Here is a 24,606-nt window from a genome sequence, read left to right as displayed (position 1 = left end):
AGGATTATATTAGATTACTTTTACCATAGTCTATGTTAACGCTTAAGGCTGAGTCTATGGTAAACTATAACCATATTGAGGTGATTTCATTGAAAGATAAAAATAAAAAAGTAAGTATAAAACTCGAACGTCATCGATGGCCTGATGAAATAGCAAAAGACCAACAGAAACGACGCAAGGCTTTTAAAATCGTAATCGTGATTATTGTTGCATTTTTACTTGGTACTCAATTTAATAAAATTTCAAGCTTTGCGGGAGGGCCAACAGAGGCACATGCTGGCGTAGAGCGTTTTGATCGTGTTTACCGTGATTTGCTTGCAAGTTGGTATTTTAAAACGGATATGGATCATCCGGAATCAGAAATGATTGATAATGCGATAAAAGGGATGCTTGAAAAAAACGGAGATCAACATACTTCGTACATGACTCAAGAAGAAATGAATAATTTAAATGAGTCGATAAACATGAATTTTGATGGTATTGGTGTCCAATATTACGCAGGAAATGGTGCGAATATCATTACTCGTGTATTTAAGGGATCCCCAGCGGAAGGTGCTGGCCTTTTAGCGGGTGATGTCCTTTCTAAAGTTGATGGTGTTGAAATTAAAACCGTAGATCGTGAAAAAATTCAAGAATTAATCATGGGAAAGGAAGGCACTTCAGTTAAAGTTGAAGTCTTACGTGATCAAAAACCGATCGAGTTTGATATTAAACGTGGAAAGATTAACGCACTGGTTTGGGGCGAGATTCGTGATGGCGTGGGTTATATCGAAATATCCTCATTTGGTAAAAATCTTGCGGATGCAACGAAGCTTTATCTAGATGAATTTCTGGAGCAAGGCATCGATAAACTCGTAATTGATTTACGCGATAATGGCGGCGGATACTTGCAAGCTATCGAGGACATTGCACGAATTTTCTTTGATAATGATGAAATTGTCTATAAAGAAGACTTTATGAACCATTCTGAGAAGGTGTATAAAGTGACAGATAGTGAGAAAAATCAGTACCCATTCAAAAATATTGCAGTACTTATTAACGAAAAATCTGCAAGTGCTTCGGAAGTACTGACACTAGCACTCCAAGAAAATCGTGGCGTTCAAGTTGTTGGGGTTAATTCATATGGAAAAGGGACAGTTCAAACACAACATGAATATCCTGATAAGAGTGCTTTAAAAGTAACAATTGCGAAGTGGAATTCACCAAAAGGAAATAATATTCACGGTACGGGTATTAAACCGGATGTGGAAGTGAAGTTACCGGCAATTTTCTATACCAATTTTGTCGTGTTAGACGATTCTAAGGAAATACACGTTGATGCAGTGCATGAAGCGGTTGTGTATACTCAAAATGCGCTCAAATTTTTAGGATACCACAATGGCCGTACGGATGGCTATTATGATATCCAAACATCAGAAGCCTTAATGAAATATAAAGCCAATCTTAATCTAACGATAAATGATACGATTGATCATAGCGTTCAAGAGCAGTTGTACAGTTCGGTTGTTTCAGAGTGGTCAAGTAACCGTAATGCTCGAGATGTCCAGTTACAAAAAGCAATTGAGGTTGTGAAAAATGGCAAATAAAGAGGAACATAAATTTGAACTTGTTTCCAAATTCGAACCGAAAGGGGACCAAATTAAAGCAATTGGTGCACTTACAGATGGAATTTTAGAAGGTAAAAAAGAACAAGTTCTTTTAGGGGCAACTGGAACGGGGAAAACCTTTACAGTAAGTCAAGTTATTGCGAAGTTAAACAGACCAACCCTTGTTTTTGTACATAACAAGACACTTGCTGGGCAACTTTATTCAGAGTTCAAAGAATTTTTTCCAAATAACCGGGTTGAATACTTCGTTTCAAACTTTGATTATTATCAGCCAGAAGCTTACTTACCCGGCTCAGATACTTATATCGAAAAAAGTTCAATGATTAATCAAGAATTGGATATGCTGCGACACGCTGCACAAAACTCGGTATTACAACGTCGTGACACAATCATTGTCGCATCCGTGGCGAGTATTTATGCAACTGCGGATCCAAGTTACTATAAAGAAATGCTTTACGTAATGCGCGTTGGACAAGAAATTTCGCGGGAAGATTTGATGCGTGATCTTGTGAAGCGTCAGTACATTCGTAATGATATTGAACAAAGTGTTGGAACATTTAGGGTTCGTGGTGATGTGATTGAAGTCGTTCGCGGTGATCGTGACGATATCGTGGTTCGCGTTGAATTTTTTGGCGATGAAATTGATCGAATCGTGGAAGTCGATCGCATTACCGGGAATGTTCGTGAAGGTTATTTAGTCTACGATATCTTTCCGGCAAATCAGTATGCTCGAGATATGGATCAAATTCGTCCTGCAGCCGACCGGATTGAAGCAGAGTTACAGGAACGTCTTGCTTATTTTGAATCTGAGAATAAACTGGTTGAATACCAACGCCTCAAACAACGGACTGAATATGATCTTGAGGCATTACGGGAATTTGGGATGTGCTCGGGTGTTGAAAACTACTCCATGCATATTGATGGTCGAGATCCAAATCAACGTCCTTATACATTATTCGATTATTTCCCTGATGATTATTTATTTGTTGTGGATGAGTCTCATGTGTCATTACCGCAAGTTCGAGGGATGTACAACGGTGATCAGTCCCGTAAACGCACACTTGTGGAATATGGATTCCGCTTGCCGAGTGCCATGAACAACCGTCCAATGACATTTGAGGAATTCACAAGTGTTCAAAAACAAACGATATATGTTTCTGCGACACCTGGCGATTATGAACTTGAAAAAGTGAATCATGAGGTTGTTGAACAAATTATTCGACCAACTGGACTTCTAGATCCGACAATTGAAATTAAAAAAAGTCAGGGACAGGTGGATGATTTAATTGACCAAATTCTCGAACGTCGCGAGCGTGATGAGCGTGTCCTGATCACGACACTTACGGTGAAGATGGCTCAAGATTTAACGAATTATCTTCTTGAAACGGGTATTAAAGTCGCATACCTTCATCATGAAACCAAGACTTTGGAACGTATTGAAATATTAAGAGATTTACGCTTAGGAAAATACGATGTCGTTGTTGGGATTAACCTCTTAAGAGAAGGGTTAGACCTTCCCGAGGTAAGTCTTATTGCGATTCTTGATGCCGATAAAGAAGGATTCCTAAGATCCTATCGATCACTTGTTCAGATTGTAGGGCGTGCAGCTCGAAATTCAAACGGTCATGTTATTATGTACGCAGATAAAATAACGGATTCCATGAAAAAAACAATTGATGAAACGAGACGAAGACGCGATATCCAAATTGCGTATAACGAAAAACATGGCATTACTCCGAAAACCATTAAAAAAGAAATTCGTGATGTAATTGCAGGAAAAGAAACCGCTGAATTGACACATCGTATCCGCAATAATAAAGGAAAACGTAAAGATAAAAAAGCTGTGGATGAACTTATCCAAAAACTCGAGAAAGAAATGCGAGAAGCTGCGGCACTTCTTGATTTTGAGAGAGCAGCTCAACTTCGTGATATTGTTATGGAGATGAAAGCAAGCTTGTAGACCAAGGAAACTTGGTCTTTTTTTGTAGTTTTTGTGCACTCATGCGATAATAGAATTAAATGAAGAGAATGTTGATTTGTTTGAAATCAAATATTGGAACGAAGTAATGTGATAGGGTTTCTTAAAAATGGTAATTATTTATTACCAGAGGAGGCGTGCTATGCGAACTGAAACTGAAATTATGACTGTAATTTTGGAAGAAGCGGAATCAAGTCCACAGATTCGAATTGTTGCGATGAATGGTTCACGGGTAAATAAAAATATCGAAAAAGATGCAATGCAAGATTATGATATTGCATACATAGTCGATGACATCGAATATTATAAAAATCATCAATCATGGTTGGAACCTTTTGGAAAGATATTGATGATGCAAAGACCCGATGATTTTACGCTGTTTGGGCAAACACAGTCTCGAGATTATCATTACTTGGTTCAGTTTGAAGACGGGATTCGTATCGACTTCACATTTGTATCCATCGAGAATCTTGAAGATTATCTTCAGGAAGATCATCTAGTATCCATCATTTTGGATAAGGATTCCATTATATCCGGTGTCCTTCCTGCAAGTGATCAAGATTATTGGGTTCGTAAGCCAAGTGAGCAAAGTTACCGTGACTGTATTAATGAGATGTTGTGGTTATCCTTTTATGTCGTTAAAGGTATCAAGCGCCATGAGCCAATTTACGCAATGGACCACCTTGCATTGATGCGCGGAATGTTGCTTCAAATGATTACGTGGCAAGTTGGATTTGAAACAGAATTTTCCTTGAGTGTTGGGAAGAATTATAAACATCTTGATCGATATATTAGTTCGAGTATGTGGGAAAAGCTACTTTCAACGTATAACTTAAGTTCAAAAGAGCAGTGTGTCATTGTGTTGGAGTCCATGCTTACAATCTTCTCGGTAGTTGCTGATCGCGTAGGAGATTATGGAACTTTTGTATATGATCGTCATGAATACCATGATGTTTCAACTTATGTCTTAAATCAGATTAACGGTGAGTAAAGCGGTATTGTGGAGTTAAGAAACATGTTATAATTTGTTCAGTAGGTGAGAGATATGGAAAACAATAAAATTGTCATTAAAGGTGCAAAAGAGAATAATCTAAAAAATATTAGCCTTGAGATTCCAAGAGATAAACTTGTAATTATGACGGGCCTTTCTGGGTCTGGTAAAACGAGTTTAGCGTTTGATACGATTTATGCTGAAGGACAGCGTCGTTATGTCGAGTCACTCAGTTCGTATGCACGTCAGTTCTTAGGAAATATGGAAAAGCCGGATGTTGAGTTAATTGAAGGACTTTCTCCATCGATTGCAATTGATCAAAAAACAACAAGTAATAATCCTCGTTCCACTGTTGGAACAGTAACGGAGATTTATGATTACTTGCGTCTTTTGTATGCTCGAGTGGGTATCCCTTATTGCCCTACGCATAATATCGAAATTACGTCTCAGACGATTAAACAGATGGTTGATCGCATTATGATGCTTGAAGATAAAACACGTCTTGAAATCTTGGCGCCGGTTGTGAAAGCACAAAAGGGAGAACATCGCGATTTACTGGATCATCTTCGTAAAGAAGGTTATGTCCGTGCGTACATTGATGGTGCTTTAGTTATGTTGGATGAAGACGTCGCACTTGAAAAGAATAATCGTCATGATATCGACGTTGTCATTGACCGAATTGTTAAGAAGGAAGACAGCCGTTATCGATTGAGTGATTCATTAGAGACTGCCTTAAAATTGAGTAATGGAGTTGTACTCGTGAAAAATGGCGAGGAGAATATGGTGTTTTCAAGTAATTTTGCGTGCCCGGAGTGTGGATTCAGCATTGCATCCATCGAACCACGTCTTTTTTCTTTCAACTCACCCATGGGTGCATGTCACAACTGTAATGGTTTAGGCATGACGCAATCAGTAGATCTTGAGTTCTTAATTCCTGATCCGACTTTGTCGATTTCTGAAGGTGGGATTCGATACTATAAAAATATTGTGAATTCACAAAATATCGAGTGGCAGACATTTGAGCATCTCATTCAATTTGCGAAAGTTGATATTGATAAACCCATTAATAAATTAACGAAAAAACAAATGGATATTTTACTCTACGGAAGTGTTGTGCCCGTAAAATATGTTATTGAATCGCGTTCGGGAAATAGTTTTCACCGTAACGAACCCATCGAAGGGGTTGTAAGTTTAATTGAGCGACGTCATCGCGATACGACATCTTCATCATCGCGAGAATGGTATGGTTCGTTTATGGGTGAAGCTGTCTGTTCAGAGTGCCATGGTGCACGTCTGAATCAAGAAGCCTTAAGCGTGCGCGTAGGCGGATTAAACATTAGTCAATTTACTGAACAATCGATTGGTGATGCACTACATTTTATGGATCATTTAGAACTCGATGAGATGAAAGCAAATATTGCTGAACTTGTGATTAAAGAAATTGTCTCACGTCTAACATTCCTTAAGGATGTAGGACTAGAGTACTTAACGTTAGACCGTATTGCAGGAAGTCTTTCAGGTGGAGAATCTCAACGAATTCGTCTTGCCACCCAGATTGGGTCGCGCCTTACGGGCGTGCTCTATGTTTTAGATGAACCCTCAATTGGTCTACATCAACGTGATAATGCGCGTCTTATTGAGACGCTAAAGAACATGCGTGATCTAGGGAATACCTTGATTGTTGTGGAACATGATGAGGAGACGATGGAAGCTGCGGACTGGATCGTGGATATCGGACCGGGAGCGGGCGCACTGGGTGGAGAAGTTATTGCGAATGGCCCCCTAGAATCGATTTTAAAAAACGAAAATTCAATTACCGGTCAGTATCTAAGTGGTAAACGAAGAATTCCTACACCTCAAAAACGCCGTAAAGGCAATAAAAAGAAAATCGAAATTATGGGTGCGGAAGAAAATAACTTAAAAGGAATTAATGTTAAGTTTCCACTTGGAACATTTATCGCAGTTACAGGTGTAAGTGGTAGTGGTAAGTCGTCACTTGTTAATGAGGTCTTAAGCAAAACCGTTTATCATGCGCTTGGAAAACAACGTGTAAAACCTGGTAAACATAAAAAAATTAAAGGTCTCGATAATATTGATAAATTAATTACAATTGATCAAAATCCAATTGGACGTACACCACGTTCTAACCCTGCAACCTATACAGGGGTATTTGATGATATTCGTGACTTGTTTGCGAAAACACCTGAGGCCAAAATGCGCGGTTATGATAAAGGAAGATTCTCCTTTAATGTTGCCGGTGGCCGTTGTGAGATGTGTAAAGGTGATGGAGTCAAACGGATTTCGATGCACTTTTTACCGGATGTATTTGTTAAATGTAGTGAATGTGATGGTAAGCGCTATAACGATGAGACACTCCAAGTTCATTATAAAGAAAAAACAATTTTTGATATTCTTGATATGAGTATCGATGAGGCGACGGAATTCTTTGCACCGATTTCGAAAATTCGAAAAGGACTTGAAACGTTGCAGGATGTCGGACTGGGTTATATTAAACTGGGTCAATCAGCAACCACTTTATCCGGAGGTGAAGCACAGCGTGTTAAACTTGCGAGTGAGCTTCAAAGACCTTCTACTGGGAAGACGATGTTTGTTCTTGATGAACCGACAACAGGTTTACACAGTTATGATGTGGAAAAACTAACGGGAGTATTACAACGTATTGTGGATAATGGTGATACCGTAGTTGTGATTGAGCATAACCTTGATGTTATTAAAAATGCGGATTATGTTATTGACCTTGGTCCAGAAGGCGGTGAAGGAGGTGGAACACTTGTTGCTTGTGGTACACCTGAAGACATTTGCCAAGTCGAAGACAGCTATACTGGACATTATCTTAAAGGGGTCTTAGAAAAGGGGTAGTTTATGGAAGAAAGAGTTTCATGCAGTGTAAAAACACTCGTACATCATTTTGGATTTGAACAAGTGGCGGGAGACCGAGAATCGTTAAAACGACGAATTACTCTTCCGAATACAAACAGACCTGGCTTGGAATTAACGGGTTTTTATGCACATGCAGAACCAAAACGTGTAGTCATAATTGGGAATAAAGAATCCTCATTTATCAAAACATTGGATGAGTCCGAACAGGCCGAACGATTTGATACAATCTTGAATGAAGAAACACCGTTCGCGTTAATTACAGGTGGCAATCCATGTCCGCCAACCCTTCGTAATGTTGCGAACAAAAAGAATTTCCCCGTGTTTGTTACAGACCGACCAAGTTCAGATATCATGGTGGAAATCGTTACGTTTTTAGATGAGGTCTTGGCACCGACAGGAAATGTTCATGGTGTTTTAATGAACGTTTTTGGAAAAGGTGTACTTATTATTGGTGAGAGTGGTATGGGTAAAAGTGAAGTCGCACTTGAATTGGTCTTACGTGGTCATGCGTTAATTGCCGATGATCGTGTAGATATTACCCGTGTTAAAAATAAAATAATGGGAACAGCCCCCGAGTTATTACGTGGAATGCTCGAAATTCGTGGAATTGGAATTATCGATGTCAGCCAGATGTTTGGGGTCCGCTCATATCTGGAACAAGAAGAAATTAACTTTGTAATTGAGTTTACAAAATGGGATGACAACCAGCAATACCTTAGAGCCGGTATTGAAGAACAACTGCCTTATGAGGCATTGGGACTAAAAATACCGCACCTTGTATTCCCGGTGAAAGAAGGTCGTAATATGTCAGTACTCGTTGAATCCGCTGTACGTGATCATATGCTTAAACAACGAGGAATTAATAGCGCAGAACTTTTTGATGAGCGCGTAATGGATTTTATTAAACGTCAAGCAAAGGAGCAAGTTGATGATTAAGTTTTTTCCAAATACTCAAACATTCGTTCAAATTGGACCTGTAAGTATTGCGTGGTATGCAATACTGATAATGTCTGGTGCATTTCTAGCTTATTCTATAAGTCAACGAAATTTACTCAAAGTAGGTTATAAAAAAGAGGATATCGAAGATTTATTCATGGGTTCGCTCATTGCGGGTTTTCTGGGCGCGCGTCTTTGGTATGTTTTGTTTTTTGAATTTAAGACATACCTTTCTCAACCTTTACGCATCTTTGCAATCCATGAAGGTGGACTTGCGATTCAAGGGGGTTTAATTGCAGGGGTGGCATTTGGCTATTGGTTTACAAAGCGCCGACGTCTAAATTTTATTCAATGGGCAGATCTCATTATTCCAAATATTCTCCTTGCACAAGCTATCGGTCGATGGGGGAATTTTATGAACAAGGAAGCTTATGGACGTGTTGTTCAAGAAAGCTTCTATAATCATTTTCCAATTTGGTTTAAAGATATGATGTATATTGATGGAGCATTCCGTCAACCAACATTCCTCTATGAGAGTGTTGCAAATATTATTGGATGGATTCTGATTGTATTTGTACTCAAACGATTCAGTAAGATTAAGCGCGGCGACTTAACTTTCGCATATATGATGTGGTATGGAGCAACCCGCTTTATCATTGAGGGATTTCGATCAGACAGTTTAATGTTTGGTCCAATTCGAGTTGCACAATTTATTTCAATTATTTTTGTAGTACTTGGTGTGGCTGGATACATGGGACTTTTTAAAAAATACCTTAAACGTCAGAAACCAATTATTCTATTTGATTTTGATGGAACCATTGCGAATACACAAGCGTGCATTTTGGAGACGTTCCGTCGCGTGTTTGAAACATACAAGCCTGAGTATAAACTCAGCGAACAAGAAATGAAATCCTTTTTAGGACCAACACTTCATGATACGTTTAGTAACTATTTTGAAGAAGCTGACATTGAGTCAATAATCCAAGAATACCGTCGGATCAATCATGAGCTGCATGATGCTTATGTTGTTCCTATGGAACATGCGATTCCATTATTGGAAGATCTTAAAAATGATGGATATCGTATGGGTGTTGTTTCAAATAAAATCACATCGACACTTGAACTTGGGATGGAAGTAACGGGTATCAACCCTGAACTTTTTGAAGTGGTATTAGGATGTGATCAATTTGAACCCGTAAAACCCGATCCTGCGGGCATCGATAAAGCACTCGAGTTGATGCATGCAGATCGTGGACAATTAATTTATGTTGGAGATACTGCTTCAGATATTCTCGCAGGACAGCGGGCAGGTTCATTTACTATCGGATACGTATTTGATAAAATACGTGAGAAGGATTTAGAAGAAAGTAAACCGAATCGTATGATTTCGGATTTAATGGAAATCAAAGAAATTTTGAAGGAGGATCATGAATGGACAATAACTATGATGTAGTCATCATTGGAGCAGGTCCAGCAGGTTTGACGGCAGCGGTTTATGCAGGACGCGCTGGCTTGAAAACAGCAATGTTGGAATCGGAAGCCCCAGGTGGAAAAATGATTAAGACGGACTTAGTCCAAAACTATCCCGGTGTGGATAATATTGCGGGGGTCGATTTGTCGATGAAAATGTTTGAGCACTCGACCGCTTATGGAACAGAATACCTTTACGGTAATGTCAATGGCATTGTTGATGAAGGGGATTATAAAGTAATCAAAACTGAAGATGGATCGGAGTACCGTGCTCATGTTGTCATCGTTGCAACGGGGACAAATGAACGTACTTTAGGATTTGAAAAAGATGACGCACTCTTAGGTCACGGCCTATCTTATTGTGCAGTGTGTGACGGTGCATTCTTTAGAGATAAAAAAGTTGTTGTTATTGGTGGAGGGAATTCAGCCCTTGAAGAAGCTGTCTATTTAACCCAGTTTGCAAGTGAAGTTAATCTTGTAATTCGTAGAGATGTCTTCCGAGGTGATGATTCAGCACAACGCCAAGTATTTAGCAACGATAAAATTAATGTAATTAAAAAACATATTCCCGTTGATTATATCGATAGCGATGGGAAATTAACAGGGATGAAATTTGAACATGTTGAAACAGGAGAACCACTAGTAATTGAAACAGATGGTGTCTTCCCTTACATTGGGGCGATTCCAGCAACAGGGTTCCTAAAAGATTTAAATGTTTTAGATAATGAAGGTTATTTAATTGTTAATAATCAACTTGAAACTGAAATTCCAGGCATCTTTGGAGCCGGTGATGTTGTTCAAAAACATTTACGTCAAATTGTTACTGCAACAAGTGATGGTGCAATTGCAGCACAAAATGCATTTCACTATATACAAGATCTTAAATCTAAGGCATAGCCTTAGATTTTTGTTATAATTGGGGTAAGAGGTGGAACATGGAAAAACAAAAAGTAGTTTTAGTCACAGGTCTATCAGGTGCAGGGAAAACAAGCGCCATGGCTGTTTTAGAAGACATGGGGTATCATTGTATTGATCGTTTTCCAGTATTTATGATTGAAGATCTTGTACGAGATATTGAGGCGATGAAAGATGGGACTTACAGCAATCTTGCGTTAAGTGTGAATGCTGCAGATTTCGATGTTTTCTATCGTACATTCAAGAACTCAGAGTGTGAGTTGATTGTCTTGTTTTTAGATGCGAGTAAAGAACAACTTCTGCTACGCTATAAGTATAATCGACGCAATCATCCATTAATTGTTGCGAATCTGGCAAATGGGCTTGAAGAGGCCATTGATGCGGAAATCGAACAGTTTTCAAATATTAAGTCACGCGCATCGATTATCATCGATACAACATTTTTAACACAACAAAATCTAACATCACGCATTAAGCGGTTCTTTAAAATAGAGGGAAATCAATCCTTATCCCTAAGCTTTATTTCGTTTGGTTATCGTAAAGGTCTTCCAATGGATGCAGACCTTGTTTTCGATGTGCGATTCTTAAACAATCCATATTGGGAAGAATCTCTGCGATCTATGACGGGGAATGATAAACCAGTCTTTGACTACGTAATCAACGATGAAAAAACACAAGAATTTTTAAAATATCTAACACACTTTTTAGATTACGCATTTGAACGTTATATCGAAGAGTCAAAGCACTTGTTAACTGTTGCAATTGGTTGTACAGGTGGTCAACATCGATCTGTTTCGATTGTGAATTGGCTCTATGAAAATTATGACAAACAATATAATACCTTAAAAGACCACCGTGATATGCACGAGGATAAAGAGTAATGAAGGTCGCGGTAGTTGGTGGTGGAAAAGGGCAATCTGCGTTATTAAGAGGTTTAAAACATATAGAATCACTGGAGTTAAGTGCGATTGTTACGGTGGCTGATGATGGTGGTAGTACTGGGCGATTGCGAGAAGATTTTAATGTTCCAGCTATGGGTGATATTCGAAATGTGATGCTTGCTTTAGCGGAGTCGGAAAATTTGCTGTCGCAAATTATGAACTATCGTTTTAGTAAAGATTCAAGGTCAACCCTTGCAGGTCATAATCTTGGGAACTTAATCCTTACGGCACTTACAGATACCACTGGCGATTTTATGGACGCGGTTGCATCGGTTTCAAAAGTTTTAAATGTGATGGGTGACATTATTCCTTCATCCGAAGAAACCATTACATTATGTGCACGGATGGAAGATGGAACGATTGTCCGCGGAGAATCGAATATTCCAAAATATGCGAACTCAATTGACTGTGTTTACTACGATGAGCCGGTACATGCAACAGATCAGGCGATTCAAGCCATTCTTGAAGCGGATGTGATCTTATTAGGTGTTGGTTCGTTGTATACCTCAATTCTTCCAAATATCATCATTCCAGAAATAAAAGAAGCACTGCAAAAAAGTAATGGGAAGATTGTGTATTATTGCAATGCAATGAGTCAGCCCGGAGAAACAGATGGCTATAGTGGGGAAGATCATGTGAATGCAATTGTAAAACATATCGAAAAACCTGTCGATCTTGTTGTACGTTGTGTTGATGAAATTCCTTCTGATGTAATTCAAAACTACGAAAATGAAGATTCTCATCCAATTTACTTTAGAAGTTCGGTTCATACGTATACCGTTGTAGACCAAAACTTATTGAATTTTGAGAATGGAAAAATCCGTCATGATCATGATCGTGTGCGTGAGGGATTCTATGAAATACTGGAGGTGATTGGATGTCCTTTAGCAGTGAAGTAAAACATGAAATATCCACAAATATTTATCACGAGTGCTGTGAACGTGCATTCTTATCGGCATTCTTACAAATCAATTCAAATTTGATTATTGCGAATAAGCGCATGCAAATTCAAATTGAGATTGAAAATGCAGCAATTGCGAAACGATTGTTTTCACTTCTTAAAGAACGTTACCAGGTCGAAATTGACTTGACGGTTGTTAAAAAACAAAAATTAAAGAAAAATAATGTCTATGTTCTCCGTGTTATGGATCGCGGTATGGAAATCTTGGAAGATTTGGGAATTTATTCGTCGAAAGGCATGCGAAGCACACCATATAGCGTAATTACACTTAAAGAATGCTGTGCGCGTGCTTATCTTGCGGGTGCATTTCTGGCAAGTGGAAGCATTAATGCGCCAACAACTGCAAATTATCATATGGAAATAACGTGTGAAGGCGAGGAACTTGCGCGTTATCTACAAAAACTACTCAATCGTTTTGACATCACCGCTAAAATAACAACCCGCCGCAATCGTCAAGTTGTTTATGTTAAGGCAGCAGACCAAATTGCGGATTTCTTAAAAATAACAGGCGCTCATGTTAATACTTTGGAATTTGAAGATATCCGCATTCAGCGCGATTTTAAAAACTCCTTAACACGACTTGATAATTGCGAAGTTGCAAATGAGGTCAAAACCATTAAAGCCGGAAGTCAACAATTGGATGCAATTTACAAACTTATTGAACATAATCGTTACAATCAACTTGAAGCGCGATTAATTCAAGTGGGTGATTTACGCATGAATCATCCTGAAGCAAGTTTAAACGAGCTTATTGAATACTATGAAGAAGAACATAATGCAACCATTAGTAAATCAGGTTTACAACACCGTTTTAAAAAAATAATTGAATTAGCAGATAAATTAGACCAAGAGGTAGCATCTTGATGCATTATGAAGGTGTAAAATTTAACTTGAGAGAAGCTCGTGATGATGATGCACACGAACTTTTCCAGATAATGTGTGATGAACGTGTTACGAAATATTATGGAATGGGTCGCTTTGAAGATCATGACGAGGCATTAAAGGAAATCCATCGCTTTAAAGAATCTGAGACCAGCTTTGATGGGTTTCGTTGGGTTATTTCAGATAAAAATGACTGTTATATCGGCGATGTAGGGTGTTATAACTATGATCTGGATTTTAACTGCATTGAAGTCAGTTTTAAACTCAAATATGAATATTGGAATCAAGGAATTCTTTCGGAAGCATTACAATACGCAATTGATTATGCGTTCAATTTCAAATACTATAATCGACTCCAAGTAAAAGTTTGTCCTGAAAATCAAGGATGCATTCGACTCTTGGATAAAACAGGATTTAAGTATGAGGGGACGTTGAGGCAAGCGGAGTATGAAGCGGGACGCTATATCGATATATGTATCTATTCGCTACTTCAAACCGACATTATGTGATGATTAGTGAACCGCGCTAAAAGTGGTATTGACATTTTTTTTCGTGTTATAATTATTAAAAGGCGGTATTTATTATGGGTTCTATTATTTCGTTTTTAATTTTATTCTTTATAACAATGATTATTATCAAGATTTTACCCCAATTATTGGGTATTGTCGTCATCATTTGGGTTATTAGTACGATTGTACGTGTAATCCAAGAAGTGCGTCGTCCTCGAGGATCTTCTCGAGATTTTTATGGGAGTCAAAGTTCGCATACAGATCAATCGTATTCGGATAATCATAACGGCGATGTTATCGATGTAGAATATACAACACGTGATGTCACAGATCAAGAAAATAAATAGTGATTAAGGGAGGGGATGCTTGATGATCTCGAAAGCAGTTATTGCAGATAAAAAACAATTAAATCTATTGTGGAAAGATGCGTTTCCAAACCTCAATCGCGGTTCAGTCGATGCGTATTTTAATAATTTTTATCATGAAGATCAATGTTATGTATCCAAAAATGATTATGACGAGATTTTGGCTGCAATCCAAGTTCATGATAAAGTCCTATCGTTACATGATAAAAATATTAAAGCTTCCTATCTTCTTGGGAGTTTTATAAGACCGAATGTCTTGGTTCAAACGATGACGACACTGATTGAAACAATCTTAGAAGATGTTTCAAAGACAGATATCATTACATTGTGTCACACAGATCATCCGGAATGGTTTGAACCATTTGGATTTGAGACGGTTGTGGAAAACTATATTTATACAATCCCAGCAATTTCACTTCCTGCATTAGGAATGGAAGGGATTGTTAGAGATCCAAGCCCAGAAAGTCTGTTAGAAGTATATCGACGATTCACAAGTCATTTCACTGCGAATTTTGTACGGGACGAAGTTTATTTTGGAAAACTCAAAAAAACAATGCGAGAACAAAACGGCCAAATTATTGGACTTCAAGAAAATGGCGTTTTAATTGCCTATGCAATTGTTACAAATGGGCCTCATTCGGTAGAAGTGTTAGAGTGCTGTTATGATAAGAGTGGTTCTTTAGTACGCCTTCTTGCCTTTGTTTCGCGCTCTGTTCAAGATGTTCGTCTTCATGCTTCAATTTCGGAGCGACTGGATAAAATATTTACAGAGGCTCAGCGTGTAAAGGCACCTTTTCTTATTGCGCGTGTTAATGATAAAGAATTATTTGAACGATTGTATCATATAAAAATTATCAGTGCGTATTCGGCATTTCATGCCTTTGGGAAGCCACTGTTTAATAGGGATTTTTTATAGATTGTTAGTTGGCTCACAATTGACAATTGGTTGAGATGGTATATAATAAGAATGTCAATTATAAGGAGGATATAGACACTATGACAGTTAAAGTAGCAATTAACGGTTTCGGCCGTATTGGTCGTTTAGCAACACGTTTATTAACAGGTTCAAAAGACATGGAAATCGTGGCAATCAACGACTTAACAGATGCAGCAACATTAGCTCATTTATTAAAATATGATTCAGCACAAGGACGTTTCGAACATGATATCGAAGTTAAAGACGGAGCTTTCGTAATCGACGGACACGAAATCAAAGTTTTAAGCGAACGCGATCCTAAAAACTTACCTTGGAAAGAACTTGGTGTTGACGTAGTTATCGAATGTACAGGTTTCTTCACAACAGAAGAAAAAGCTGGCATGCACTTAGAAGCAGGAGCACGTAAAGTTATTATCTCAGCTCCAGCAACAGGCGACATCAAAACAGTTGTATACAACACAAACCATGAAATTCTTGACGGTAGCGAAACAGTTATCTCAGGTGCTTCATGTACAACAAACTGCTTAGCTCCAATGGCTGCAGTATTAAATGACAAGTATGGTATTATTTCAGGAACAATGACAACAATCCATGCTTACACAAACGATCAAAACACATTAGATGGTCCTCATCCTAAAGGTGACTTACGTCGTGGACGTGCAGCTGCACAAAGCATTATCCCTAACTCAACAGGAGCAGCTAAAGCAATCGGTTTAGTAATTCCTGAGTTACAAGGTAAATTAGATGGTGGAGCACACCGTGTTCCTGTAATCACTGGTTCAATCACTGAATTAGTAGCAGTAGTTGAAAAAGCAACAACAGTTGAAGAAGTAAACGCAGCTATGAAAGCAGCAACTAACGAATCATTCGGTTACACTGAAGAACAACTTGTTTCAACAGACATCATTGGTATGAGCTACGGTTCATTATTTGATGCAACACAAACTAAAGTTTCATCAATCGGTGGTGTAAACTTAGTTAAAGTTGCTTCATGGTATGACAACGAAGCATCATACACAAACCAATTAGTACGTACAGCACATTACGTTGCTTCAAAATTCTAATTGATTCAATTATGATCTTGAAAGCTATCCATTTGGATAGCTTTTTTTATATTTGAAGTGTGCCTAAATAAAGGCGATTTGTGATATACTTATTGCAAAGGTTTGGAGGCTATTATGAAGTTATATAATTCGAAATCAAATTCGCTTGAAGAGTTTACACCGATTGAGGAAGGGAAGGTATCCATGTATGTCTGTGGACCAACTGTTTACAACTATGCACATATAGGAAATGCACGCCCAATCGTCGTATTTGACTTATTGCGACGCGTTCTAACGGCACTTGGGTATGATGTTAAACTTGTATCGAATTACACGGATGTTGATGATAAAATCATTAAGAAAGCGTTAGAAGAAGGTGTTGATGAATCGGTTATTTCAAATCGTTATATTGAGGCCTATGAAAAAGTTCGTAAAGGACTTCATGCAGATTACGTTCAAGCAACTCCAAAAGTAACAGGTACGATGCCAGAGATTATTGCGTTTATTCAGGACTTAATTGATCATGGTTATGCGTATGCATCCAATGGAGATGTTTATTTTCGTGTGTCTAAAGCAAAAGAATACGGCTCCATTTCTTCACAAAATATTGATGAATTGATGGTAGGTGCACGTATTGAGGAAAACAGCAGCAAAGAAAACCCTCTTGATTTTGTATTGTGGAAAGATACAAAGGATAATGGCATTAAGTGGGATGCACCATGGGGTAAAGGAAGACCGGGTTGGCATACTGAGTGTGTTGTTATGATTGGTAATGAATTTAAACAAGAGGTTATCGATATTCATGGCGGTGGTCAAGATTTAAAATTCCCGCATCACGAAAATGAATCAGCACAATGCCGTGCACTCCATAATCATGATCTTGCGAATTATTGGATTCATAATGCGATGCTAAATATTGATGGTGAAAAAATGAGTAAGTCAATCGGTAATGTTATGTGGGCCCAAGAGTTTATTGATAAATTGGGTGAAAATGCTACACGGTGGTTGCTTATGTCGACACATTATCGTCTCACACTAAATATTACGGAAGAACTTATTGAACAAACTCAGAAAGAACTTGATCGTATCTTCCAAGGACTAAACAAAGCATATATTGAACTTGAAAAGATGGAATATCATATTGGCCCACAAATTGATGATGTACGCTATCATCAATTTATGGACGCCATGGCGGATGATTTAAATGTCGCGAATGCGAATGTTGTCCTGTTTGACACCGTGAAACAATTAAATGCTGCAGTGCGCCAACGTGAAATTAATGGTGAAGAGGTATCTAAATATATTGTGACTGTGGAGAAAATGTTGGATGTTCTTGGTATCGCTTATTCAAGAATTGTCCTTGATGACAAATCTAGAGCGCTGTTTAAGCAATGGAATGATGCTAAAGCACGCAAAGATTTTGAAGACGCAGACCGCTATCGTAGCGAACTCATGGAACGAGGATTATTATAATATGATGCATTCAGGAAATGTATTGGCTTTTGTGGGTGATGCGGTTTTATCCCTTCAAGTGAGGCAATATCTGGTAGAACAAGGAATTACGAAAACAAAGCAATTACAAGAAACTTCGGTTAAGTTTGTGAGTGCCATGGCACAAGCCGATTACATGAAGACATTACTGGATGGTAATGCACTTTCTGAGGAAGAGATGGGTATCTATAAACGAGGCCGAAATGCCAAAAGTGCATCAATGGCTAAAAATGCGGATGTTATGTCGTATCGTATTGCGACGGGATTTGAAGCATTGTGGGGATATCTTTATATGGAAGGTCATCATGAACGTTTGGACACGCTTTGGAAAGAATATATAGAAACGGTGGAAATATAATGTCGAATTACATTTTTGGGAAAAATACGGTCACTGCATATTTAAAAAGTGGGCAGAAACCAAAGAATTTATATTTATTCAATAAAGGAAATTATCAAGAAATTGTGACGCTTGCGAAAGAACACGGAATTAGACCGCAATTTGTCGATAAATTTCGTTTGGATAAAATGGCTGATGGTGTGCACCAAGGTGTCGTGATAGAAATTCAAGACTACAAATATTACTCACTTCAAGAAATTATTCAAGGCGCTCAAAACAATTTAATCGTGCTCTGTGATCAACTTGAAGATCCACATAATCTGGGTGCAATTTTAAGAACGTGTGATGCATGTGGTGTAGATGGAGTGGTAGTTGGAAAACATCGAAGTGTTGGCTTAACATCAACGGTTGCGAAAGTTTCTACAGGTGCAATTAATACGGTAAAGGTAGCGGAAGTTACAAATATGGTTAAAGCTATCGCAGAACTTAAAGAAGCGGGCTATTGGGTAGTAGCTGCTGAGAATGCGGTGGAAGCAGTTGATTATAGTGAATTTAATGTTGATATGCCACTTGTATTGATTGTGGGTTCTGAGGGTAAAGGAATTTCACGTCTTGTAAAGAAAGAGTGCGATATATTAACAACGATTCCAATGCAGGGAAGCGTCAATTCACTAAATGTATCCGTCGCAACGGGTGTTTTGCTCTTTGATATAGTACGTCGCCGAAAATAATGCAGTATGGGGGGATTTGCATGATAAGCGATTTTGAGTATCTTTATATGATTCGCCAGAACAGTGAAGATGCATTGGATATTGTAATGGGGAAGTTCAAGCGTTTGCTTTGGAAAAGAGCATATGAACTTTATACTCAACAAAAGCCTATCGGGATTAATATCGAAGATTTGTTTCAAGAAGGATTTTTAGGGTTTTATGATGCCATTTATACCTTCAAAGAAATAAAAGATGTAGGATTTGCATATTATGTAAATCTCTGCGTAATCTCCACGATGCGAACCGCACTACGAAAATGTCGATCACAATCATACAAACTTTTGGATAGTAAATGGTCGTTGGATCTCTTTGTGACAGAAGATAAATCCGTTTATCTTGCTGATATGATTGAAACGCAAGATCTTACCAGTGATCCGGTTGTGGTTGCACATTATCATGATGCACGTCGCATTGAACGCAAAGTACTTGAAACGATCCCTGAAAAAGAGCGGATAATCTATACAATGCGGGAAGAGGGATTTGGATATCGTGAGATTGCAGATCGGTTTAATATTTCACCGAAAAATGTGGATAATATCATCCAAAAAGTGAGGCGTCGTCTTGTAGCAATGCGCGATGTTTCCCACATGTGAGTTCATTGACACCCCACTGTGATTGTGATAAAGTTAGGGAGCACGAAAGTGGGGTTTTTTAATGACAAATAAAAGAGAAAAAGTAATCTTGGTATGTACTGAATGCCTTTCACGTAACTACTCTACTTTTCGAAATCATTCAAGTGTTACGGAACGACTTGAGATAAAAAAAATTTGTAAACGATGTGGAAGACACACATTACATAGAGAGACAAAATAGGAGGTAAATGCTATGGCTTGGTTTAGTTTTGCTGGAATTAAAGAAGAAATCCATAAAATCAAATGGCCTACTCGTAAGGAAATGACACGAAACACAACAATCGTTTTATCCTTTGTTCTGTTTTTTGTAGCTTACTTTTTACTAACAGAAGTTGTGTTAGTAGCAGCATTGAAATTGATTGGAATTGGTGGATAAGATGGAAGAAAAAAAATGGTATGTTGTTAACACCTATTCAGGACATGAAAACCGTGTTAAAGAAAACTTAGAACGACGCGTAGAATCAATGGGTATCGAAGATGCTTTATTTAGAATTCTTGTAGCCGAAGAAAAAGAAATTGAATATAAGAATGGTAAAAAAGTCGAAAAACTTCGTAACTTATTCCCAGGTTATTTATTTGTAGAAATGATTATGACGGATGAAGCGTGGTATATCGTTCGTAATACTCCTGGTGTTACAGGATTTATCGGTTCATCAGGTGGTGGTGCAAAGCCATTCCCAGTTTCAGATGAAGAGATTGAATCAATTTTAAGACGCATGGGTATGAGTGATCAAAAACTTATCGTTAATTTCAAGGAAGGCGATACAGTTCGTATTCTTTCGGGACCATTTGCAGGGATCGAAGGAACTGTTGATAGTATGAATGATGATTCTCAAACAGCAATGATTCTTACGATTTTATTTGGTCGTGAGACACCTACTGAGATTTCATATACAGATATCGAAGCATTATAATAATTACAAGCGGGCTATGCTCGCTTTTTTTATGCACAATTATATGAATTCGTGTGAATTGGAAAATCTTAAGATTTATGATGTATAATATAGATGCTATTTATGTTTGGAAGGTGTTTATATGAGTCTATATGGAATTGGGTCTGCGACCGGAAAAATTATTCTAATGGGTGAACATTCAGTTGTTTACGGTAAACCAGCGATTGCGTTGCCTTTCGCATCCGCACGTATTGAGACAAGAGTGGATTTCCATCAAGAAGAAACCACGATTGATTGTCTTTATTATCAAGGGGCCTTGTCAAGTGCGCCTTCAGTTATTGCGGGTATCAAAGAATTAATCACACTAACATTAAAATTTATGAATAAAGAGAATTATGGTCTTCATATTTCAATTGTATCAACATTACCACCACAACGTGGATTGGGCTCGAGTGCCGCAGTTTCAGTATCCGTTGTTCGTGGTCTTTTTGATGCGTTTAAAATGCACTTATCAGACGAAAACTTAAATTATTTGGTGTCAGTAGCTGAGCGCATCCACCATACGAATCCTAGTGGCCTTGATGCAAATACAATCGCTATGGGAAAACCCGTTTTCTTTGAACGGGGTAAATTGGGTGAAGTTATTGAAGTGGATATGGATGCGGTCCTCGTTGTTGCAGATACTGGCGATTCCGGTCAAACCCGTCTTGCCGTTTCAGAAGTGAATGCAATGCTTAAGGATAATCCAGAGTATGTGGAATCGTTGATGAACAAACTTGCAGATTTGACCAATGAAACCCGTATTCACCTTCAAACAAAAAATGTGGGGGAAGTGGGTAATTGTATGAATCGTGCCCATGAGGTTTTAAAAACAATTCGCGTAAGTAATGATAAATTAGATCTCCTAACAACCATCGCCATTCAAGAGGGGGCATTGGGCGCAAAGTTAACGGGATCAGGAAAAGGTGGCTGTATGATTGCCCTTTGTGCCAACGAAGAGGATTCAATGCATGTATCACAAAAATTAAAAGAAGCGGGTGCGGTAGATACATGGTCTTATAATTTAAATGGTAAACAAATTCATGACTAAAACGATTCGTGCTCATACCAACATTGCCCTCATTAAGTATTGGGGAAAGAAGGATAATGAATTAAAAATACCGCACAATTCCAGTCTTTCTATGACATTAGATCAGTTTTACACCGATACATGGGTTGAATATGATGCCACATTAACTGAGGATATTTTTATCCTTGATGGTTATGAGGTGGAAGGTAAGGAAAAAGATCGCGTTGTTTGGTATATGAATGAGCTTAGGAAACGATATCCGTTACCTTATTTTGCTCGCATTCATTCTACCAATTTTGTCCCCAAAGCAGCAGGCTTAGCCTCATCAGCATCCGCATTCGCTGCGCTTGCGAAAGCAGCAACGCTTAACCTTGATTTATCCGATGAAAAAGTGTCTCGCTGTGCGCGATTGGGTTCGGGAAGTGCATCGCGTTCAATCTACGGTGGATTTGTGAAATGGAATCGCGGCTCAAATGATTTGGACAGTTTTGCGGAGCCTATAATCATGAAGCCTTGGCCAGAATTTAGAATGATTGTCTGCATTCTTAATGATCAAGAAAAACCGTTTTTAAGCAGCCAAGCGATGAACACAACTGTCGAAGAATCGGTTTATTACCCAGCGTGGGTAGAACAGACAGAAAAAGACATCATAAATTTAGAATCGGCACTGAAAGAACACGATATCTGGACTGTTGGTGCGATTGCGCAACAAAATGCTTTACGAATGCACGCATCGTTAATGGCAGTAAATATGTGGTATTTTGAGCCGCAAACGGTCGAAATTATGAATAAAGTGCGTAAAATCCAAAAGACAGTACCTGCTTTCTTTACCATGGATGCTGGTCCTAATGTGAAAATCATGACAACCTCTGAACATGTGGAAACGGTTCTCGCTGAGTTAGAGGGTGTTAAAACGGTAGTTTGCGCGCCGGGAGTGGGGGTATCGGTTTATGATTCACGTTAAATTTCCTGGGAAACTGTTTTTAATGGGGGAATATGCAATTATGGAACCAGGTCAAAAAGCGGTCATTGCAGCCATTGATCGGTTTTTAAATGTTTACATAGAGGCCGCCGAGCAATTTGAAGTAAACAGTCGCTATGGTCAACTTCAAGGTACTGAGATATTTATGCAGAATGGAACGTTGACTCATGTGAAGGCAGCAATTGAAATTTCAAGACGCTATTTGAAATTTAGAAAAATAACAATGACCCCTTTCAAAATGCATATTGAGAGTGAGTTGGATTCGGAAAATGAACAAAAATATGGATTTGGATCGAGTGGTGTTGTACTAGCGGCAGTGATTGATGCTATTTTGAGACTTCATGAGGTAGAGCTGGAATCGTTAGAACTTTTTAAACTCTCGGTGATGGCCCAAGTAATTGTTGGTGAGATCAGCTCGGGTGGTGATTTGGCTTCCACATGTTTTGGCGGCACACTAGTTTATCAGCGTTATGATGAGTCATGGCTTATTGTTGCGGATATGTGTAATATGAACCTTGTCCATTCAACATGGCCAGGATTGCTGATTGAACCTTTACCATCAACCAACCTAAATCTATGTGTTGGATGGACGGGAACTGTAAATCAAACCTCGCCTTTTGTCGACGCAGTACGAGAATTAAAAAGTAGTAATCCAGCCTATTATGCATCCTTTCTCGAGGAAGCTAATCTTCGAGTCAATCAGTTTATTGATGCTTGGAAAGACCATGATTTTATATTGGTTTCTCAAGCCATTGATCACTATAGAATGTTGATGGCCGAATTAGGGAATCGTGCATCGATCAATATTGAGACAAATGTCTTAACGAAGCTGATTGAATCCGCGCACAATATCGGTTTACCTGCCAAGATATCCGGTTCTGGTGGTGGTGATTGTGGATTCGCATTAATATCTGAAAACTTTAATGAAAAAGCGAACACTTTAGTACATGAATGGGAAAAACATGGTATTCTATATCTAGATGTAGGAGTGTATAAAACGTAAATGAGATCAAAAAGAAAAGACGAACATGTAGCACTTGCGTTAAAGCAAAATGTGTATCAATCTGATTTTGATACCGTACGGATTGTTCACCAAAGTTTACCAAATATCAATTTGAGTGAAGTAGATCCTTCCATTCAATTTTTAGGTCAGACGATGAAGTATCCAATTTATATTAATGCAATGACAGGTGGTAGTGAAAAAACTGAAATGTTGAATCGAAACCTAGCGAGAATTGCTCGTGTTTTTGGTTTGCCGATGGCAGTTGGTTCACAACATGCTGCGCTTGATGATAAGACCCTTGAATCATCGTATCGAGTTGTACGTGATGAAAATCCTACAGGATTTATTATTGGGAATGTAGGGGCGAATGCAACTGTGGATGAGGCGAAGCGCGCAATCGCGATGATTGATGCGAATGCACTAGGTATCCACATCAATGTTGCGCAAGAAATTGCGATGGACGAAGGTGATCGCGACTTTGCTCACTGGCTTGAAAATATAACCCAAATTGTTGCTTCGGTGGATGTTCCAGTTATTGTTAAAGAAGTGGGATTTGGTATGAGTGCAAAGACCGTTGCTCAGCTCTATGATTGTGGTGTGCGTCATGTAGATTTAAGTGGTCGTGGGGGTACGAACTTCGTTTGGATTGAAAATGAACGCTCACAAGGCAAACGTTATAACTATCTATCAGATTGGGGTATTACGACCGTCGAGTCACTTATGATGACTAAATCATATCAAGAAAAATGCGATATATTCGCATCAGGTGGGGTGCAAAATCCACTTGATGCCCTGAAGTGTTTAATACTCGGTGCAAAAGCAGTTGGGATTTCAGGGTATTTCCTCAAGGTAGCACATTTAGAGTCAGAAGCGATGCTGAATGAAGTTTCCATGTTTTTGGAAGACTTTAAAAAGCTAATGGTTTTAGTTGGGGCTAAAACGATTGAATCGTTAAAGAATGTTGATTATACAGTCCATGGGAAGGAGGTGTAG

General features: G+C 38.5%; 25 protein-coding genes. All 25 read left to right on the top strand.

What is annotated here, in order from left to right; translation table 11 throughout:
* The first annotated feature begins 56 nt into the window (after window positions 1–56).
* Window positions 57–1,586 (top strand): S41 family peptidase, encoded by a 1,530-nt coding sequence (locus tag EPJ89_RS02650; protein WP_244660793.1) that lies wholly within the window; start codon window positions 57–59, stop codon window positions 1,584–1,586.
* Window positions 1,576–3,567, top strand: a complete 1,992-nt coding sequence (gene uvrB, locus EPJ89_RS02645) for an excinuclease ABC subunit UvrB (protein ID WP_200548932.1) — start codon at window positions 1,576–1,578, stop codon at window positions 3,565–3,567. The genes EPJ89_RS02650 and uvrB overlap by 11 nt, the downstream gene beginning before the upstream one ends.
* A gap of 160 nt (window positions 3,568–3,727) precedes the next feature.
* Window positions 3,728–4,576 carry an aminoglycoside 6-adenylyltransferase gene (locus EPJ89_RS02640; protein WP_125164013.1) on the top strand — a complete coding sequence of 283 codons (849 nt, stop codon included), beginning with the start codon at window positions 3,728–3,730 and terminating at the stop codon, window positions 4,574–4,576.
* A 54-nt stretch (window positions 4,577–4,630) separates the two neighbouring features.
* Entirely contained in the window at window positions 4,631–7,456 is a 2,826-nt protein-coding gene (uvrA, locus tag EPJ89_RS02635; RefSeq protein ID WP_161636783.1) for an excinuclease ABC subunit UvrA, read from the top strand.
* 3 nt (window positions 7,457–7,459) lie between these two features.
* On the top strand, window positions 7,460–8,413 hold the full coding sequence (gene hprK / locus EPJ89_RS02630) for an HPr(Ser) kinase/phosphatase (protein WP_125164015.1): 954 nt from the start codon (window positions 7,460–7,462) through the stop codon (window positions 8,411–8,413).
* The gene (gene lgt / locus EPJ89_RS02625) at window positions 8,406–9,866 is read left to right on the top strand and encodes a prolipoprotein diacylglyceryl transferase (RefSeq protein WP_161636782.1); all 1,461 of its coding nucleotides are present in this window, start codon (window positions 8,406–8,408) and stop codon (window positions 9,864–9,866) included. Before hprK ends, lgt begins: the two co-directional genes overlap by 8 nt.
* Window positions 9,845–10,780: an NAD(P)/FAD-dependent oxidoreductase gene (locus tag EPJ89_RS02620; protein WP_200548931.1), complete on the top strand. Its 936-nt coding sequence runs from the start codon at window positions 9,845–9,847 to the stop codon at window positions 10,778–10,780. Before lgt ends, EPJ89_RS02620 begins: the two co-directional genes overlap by 22 nt.
* 38 nt (window positions 10,781–10,818) lie before the next feature.
* On the top strand, window positions 10,819–11,679 hold the full coding sequence (gene rapZ, locus EPJ89_RS02615) for an RNase adapter RapZ (protein WP_200548930.1): 861 nt from the start codon (window positions 10,819–10,821) through the stop codon (window positions 11,677–11,679).
* Complete coding sequence (locus tag EPJ89_RS02610; RefSeq protein ID WP_161636779.1) at window positions 11,679–12,638, top strand: gluconeogenesis factor YvcK family protein; 960 nt, start codon at window positions 11,679–11,681, stop codon at window positions 12,636–12,638. Before rapZ ends, EPJ89_RS02610 begins: the two co-directional genes overlap by 1 nt.
* Window positions 12,617–13,564, top strand: a complete 948-nt coding sequence (gene whiA / locus EPJ89_RS02605; RefSeq protein WP_161636778.1) for a DNA-binding protein WhiA — start codon at window positions 12,617–12,619, stop codon at window positions 13,562–13,564. The genes EPJ89_RS02610 and whiA overlap by 22 nt, the downstream gene beginning before the upstream one ends.
* Window positions 13,564–14,091, top strand: a complete 528-nt coding sequence (locus tag EPJ89_RS02600) for a GNAT family N-acetyltransferase (protein ID WP_125164901.1) — start codon at window positions 13,564–13,566, stop codon at window positions 14,089–14,091. Before whiA ends, EPJ89_RS02600 begins: the two co-directional genes overlap by 1 nt.
* A 74-nt stretch (window positions 14,092–14,165) precedes the next feature.
* Window positions 14,166–14,438, top strand: coding sequence for a hypothetical protein (locus EPJ89_RS02595; RefSeq protein ID WP_125164021.1), 273 nt, complete (start codon window positions 14,166–14,168; stop codon window positions 14,436–14,438).
* 22 nt (window positions 14,439–14,460) lie between these two features.
* Window positions 14,461–15,372, top strand: coding sequence for a hypothetical protein (locus EPJ89_RS02590; RefSeq protein WP_200548929.1), 912 nt, complete (start codon window positions 14,461–14,463; stop codon window positions 15,370–15,372).
* An 80-nt stretch (window positions 15,373–15,452) separates the two neighbouring features.
* A complete protein-coding gene (gene gap / locus EPJ89_RS02585) occupies window positions 15,453–16,457 on the top strand; it encodes a type I glyceraldehyde-3-phosphate dehydrogenase (RefSeq protein WP_125164023.1) in 1,005 nt (334 codons plus the stop codon).
* A 114-nt stretch (window positions 16,458–16,571) separates the two neighbouring features.
* Window positions 16,572–17,909 (top strand): cysteine--tRNA ligase, encoded by a 1,338-nt coding sequence (gene cysS, locus EPJ89_RS02580; RefSeq protein WP_200548928.1) that lies wholly within the window; start codon window positions 16,572–16,574, stop codon window positions 17,907–17,909.
* 1 nt (window position 17,910) lies between these two features.
* Complete coding sequence (locus EPJ89_RS02575) at window positions 17,911–18,285, top strand: Mini-ribonuclease 3 (protein ID WP_161636775.1); 375 nt, start codon at window positions 17,911–17,913, stop codon at window positions 18,283–18,285.
* Entirely contained in the window at window positions 18,285–18,995 is a 711-nt protein-coding gene (gene rlmB, locus EPJ89_RS02570) for a 23S rRNA (guanosine(2251)-2'-O)-methyltransferase RlmB (RefSeq protein ID WP_200548927.1), read from the top strand. The genes EPJ89_RS02575 and rlmB overlap by 1 nt, the downstream gene beginning before the upstream one ends.
* Before the next feature lie 20 nt (window positions 18,996–19,015).
* Window positions 19,016–19,627 carry a sigma-70 family RNA polymerase sigma factor gene (locus tag EPJ89_RS02565; RefSeq protein ID WP_161636773.1) on the top strand — a complete coding sequence of 204 codons (612 nt, stop codon included), beginning with the start codon at window positions 19,016–19,018 and terminating at the stop codon, window positions 19,625–19,627.
* Between the two features lie 61 nt (window positions 19,628–19,688).
* Complete coding sequence (gene rpmG / locus EPJ89_RS02560) at window positions 19,689–19,847, top strand: 50S ribosomal protein L33 (RefSeq protein WP_200548926.1); 159 nt, start codon at window positions 19,689–19,691, stop codon at window positions 19,845–19,847.
* 12 nt (window positions 19,848–19,859) lie between these two features.
* Window positions 19,860–20,042: a preprotein translocase subunit SecE gene (secE, locus tag EPJ89_RS02555; RefSeq protein ID WP_125164028.1), complete on the top strand. Its 183-nt coding sequence runs from the start codon at window positions 19,860–19,862 to the stop codon at window positions 20,040–20,042.
* A gap of 1 nt (window position 20,043) precedes the next feature.
* Complete coding sequence (gene nusG / locus EPJ89_RS02550; RefSeq protein WP_125164029.1) at window positions 20,044–20,580, top strand: transcription termination/antitermination protein NusG; 537 nt, start codon at window positions 20,044–20,046, stop codon at window positions 20,578–20,580.
* A gap of 121 nt (window positions 20,581–20,701) precedes the next feature.
* Entirely contained in the window at window positions 20,702–21,649 is a 948-nt protein-coding gene (gene mvk, locus EPJ89_RS02545; RefSeq protein ID WP_161636772.1) for a mevalonate kinase, read from the top strand.
* Window positions 21,642–22,592 carry a diphosphomevalonate decarboxylase gene (gene mvaD, locus EPJ89_RS02540; RefSeq protein ID WP_200548925.1) on the top strand — a complete coding sequence of 317 codons (951 nt, stop codon included), beginning with the start codon at window positions 21,642–21,644 and terminating at the stop codon, window positions 22,590–22,592. Before mvk ends, mvaD begins: the two co-directional genes overlap by 8 nt.
* Window positions 22,579–23,613: a phosphomevalonate kinase gene (locus EPJ89_RS02535; RefSeq protein WP_161636770.1), complete on the top strand. Its 1,035-nt coding sequence runs from the start codon at window positions 22,579–22,581 to the stop codon at window positions 23,611–23,613. The genes mvaD and EPJ89_RS02535 overlap by 14 nt, the downstream gene beginning before the upstream one ends.
* Entirely contained in the window at window positions 23,614–24,606 is a 993-nt protein-coding gene (gene fni, locus EPJ89_RS02530) for a type 2 isopentenyl-diphosphate Delta-isomerase (protein WP_125164032.1), read from the top strand. It begins immediately after the preceding gene.

The organism is Erysipelothrix sp. strain 2 (EsS2-6-Brazil) (assembly GCF_016617625.1).
Taxonomy (GTDB): Bacteria; Bacillota_I; Bacilli_A; order Erysipelotrichales; family Erysipelotrichaceae; genus Erysipelothrix; species Erysipelothrix piscisicarius.
The sequence above is the reverse complement of the archived record's forward strand: the minus strand, read 5'-3'. Positions and strand labels throughout refer to the sequence as shown.

Coding starts and splice junctions, on each gene's coding strand:
- EPJ89_RS02650 (WP_244660793.1), top strand. CDS start 57: ATGGTAAACTATAACCATATTGAGGTGATTTCATTGAAAGATAAAAAT.
- uvrB (WP_200548932.1), top strand. CDS start 1,576: ATGGCAAATAAAGAGGAACATAAATTTGAACTTGTTTCCAAATTCGAA.
- EPJ89_RS02640 (WP_125164013.1), top strand. CDS start 3,728: ATGCGAACTGAAACTGAAATTATGACTGTAATTTTGGAAGAAGCGGAA.
- uvrA (WP_161636783.1), top strand. CDS start 4,631: ATGGAAAACAATAAAATTGTCATTAAAGGTGCAAAAGAGAATAATCTA.
- hprK (WP_125164015.1), top strand. CDS start 7,460: ATGGAAGAAAGAGTTTCATGCAGTGTAAAAACACTCGTACATCATTTT.
- lgt (WP_161636782.1), top strand. CDS start 8,406: ATGATTAAGTTTTTTCCAAATACTCAAACATTCGTTCAAATTGGACCT.
- EPJ89_RS02620 (WP_200548931.1), top strand. CDS start 9,845: ATGGACAATAACTATGATGTAGTCATCATTGGAGCAGGTCCAGCAGGT.
- rapZ (WP_200548930.1), top strand. CDS start 10,819: ATGGAAAAACAAAAAGTAGTTTTAGTCACAGGTCTATCAGGTGCAGGG.
- EPJ89_RS02610 (WP_161636779.1), top strand. CDS start 11,679: ATGAAGGTCGCGGTAGTTGGTGGTGGAAAAGGGCAATCTGCGTTATTA.
- whiA (WP_161636778.1), top strand. CDS start 12,617: ATGTCCTTTAGCAGTGAAGTAAAACATGAAATATCCACAAATATTTAT.
- EPJ89_RS02600 (WP_125164901.1), top strand. CDS start 13,564: ATGCATTATGAAGGTGTAAAATTTAACTTGAGAGAAGCTCGTGATGAT.
- EPJ89_RS02595 (WP_125164021.1), top strand. CDS start 14,166: ATGGGTTCTATTATTTCGTTTTTAATTTTATTCTTTATAACAATGATT.
- EPJ89_RS02590 (WP_200548929.1), top strand. CDS start 14,461: ATGATCTCGAAAGCAGTTATTGCAGATAAAAAACAATTAAATCTATTG.
- gap (WP_125164023.1), top strand. CDS start 15,453: ATGACAGTTAAAGTAGCAATTAACGGTTTCGGCCGTATTGGTCGTTTA.
- cysS (WP_200548928.1), top strand. CDS start 16,572: ATGAAGTTATATAATTCGAAATCAAATTCGCTTGAAGAGTTTACACCG.
- EPJ89_RS02575 (WP_161636775.1), top strand. CDS start 17,911: ATGATGCATTCAGGAAATGTATTGGCTTTTGTGGGTGATGCGGTTTTA.
- rlmB (WP_200548927.1), top strand. CDS start 18,285: ATGTCGAATTACATTTTTGGGAAAAATACGGTCACTGCATATTTAAAA.
- EPJ89_RS02565 (WP_161636773.1), top strand. CDS start 19,016: ATGATAAGCGATTTTGAGTATCTTTATATGATTCGCCAGAACAGTGAA.
- rpmG (WP_200548926.1), top strand. CDS start 19,689: ATGACAAATAAAAGAGAAAAAGTAATCTTGGTATGTACTGAATGCCTT.
- secE (WP_125164028.1), top strand. CDS start 19,860: ATGGCTTGGTTTAGTTTTGCTGGAATTAAAGAAGAAATCCATAAAATC.
- nusG (WP_125164029.1), top strand. CDS start 20,044: ATGGAAGAAAAAAAATGGTATGTTGTTAACACCTATTCAGGACATGAA.
- mvk (WP_161636772.1), top strand. CDS start 20,702: ATGAGTCTATATGGAATTGGGTCTGCGACCGGAAAAATTATTCTAATG.
- mvaD (WP_200548925.1), top strand. CDS start 21,642: ATGACTAAAACGATTCGTGCTCATACCAACATTGCCCTCATTAAGTAT.
- EPJ89_RS02535 (WP_161636770.1), top strand. CDS start 22,579: ATGATTCACGTTAAATTTCCTGGGAAACTGTTTTTAATGGGGGAATAT.
- fni (WP_125164032.1), top strand. CDS start 23,614: ATGAGATCAAAAAGAAAAGACGAACATGTAGCACTTGCGTTAAAGCAA.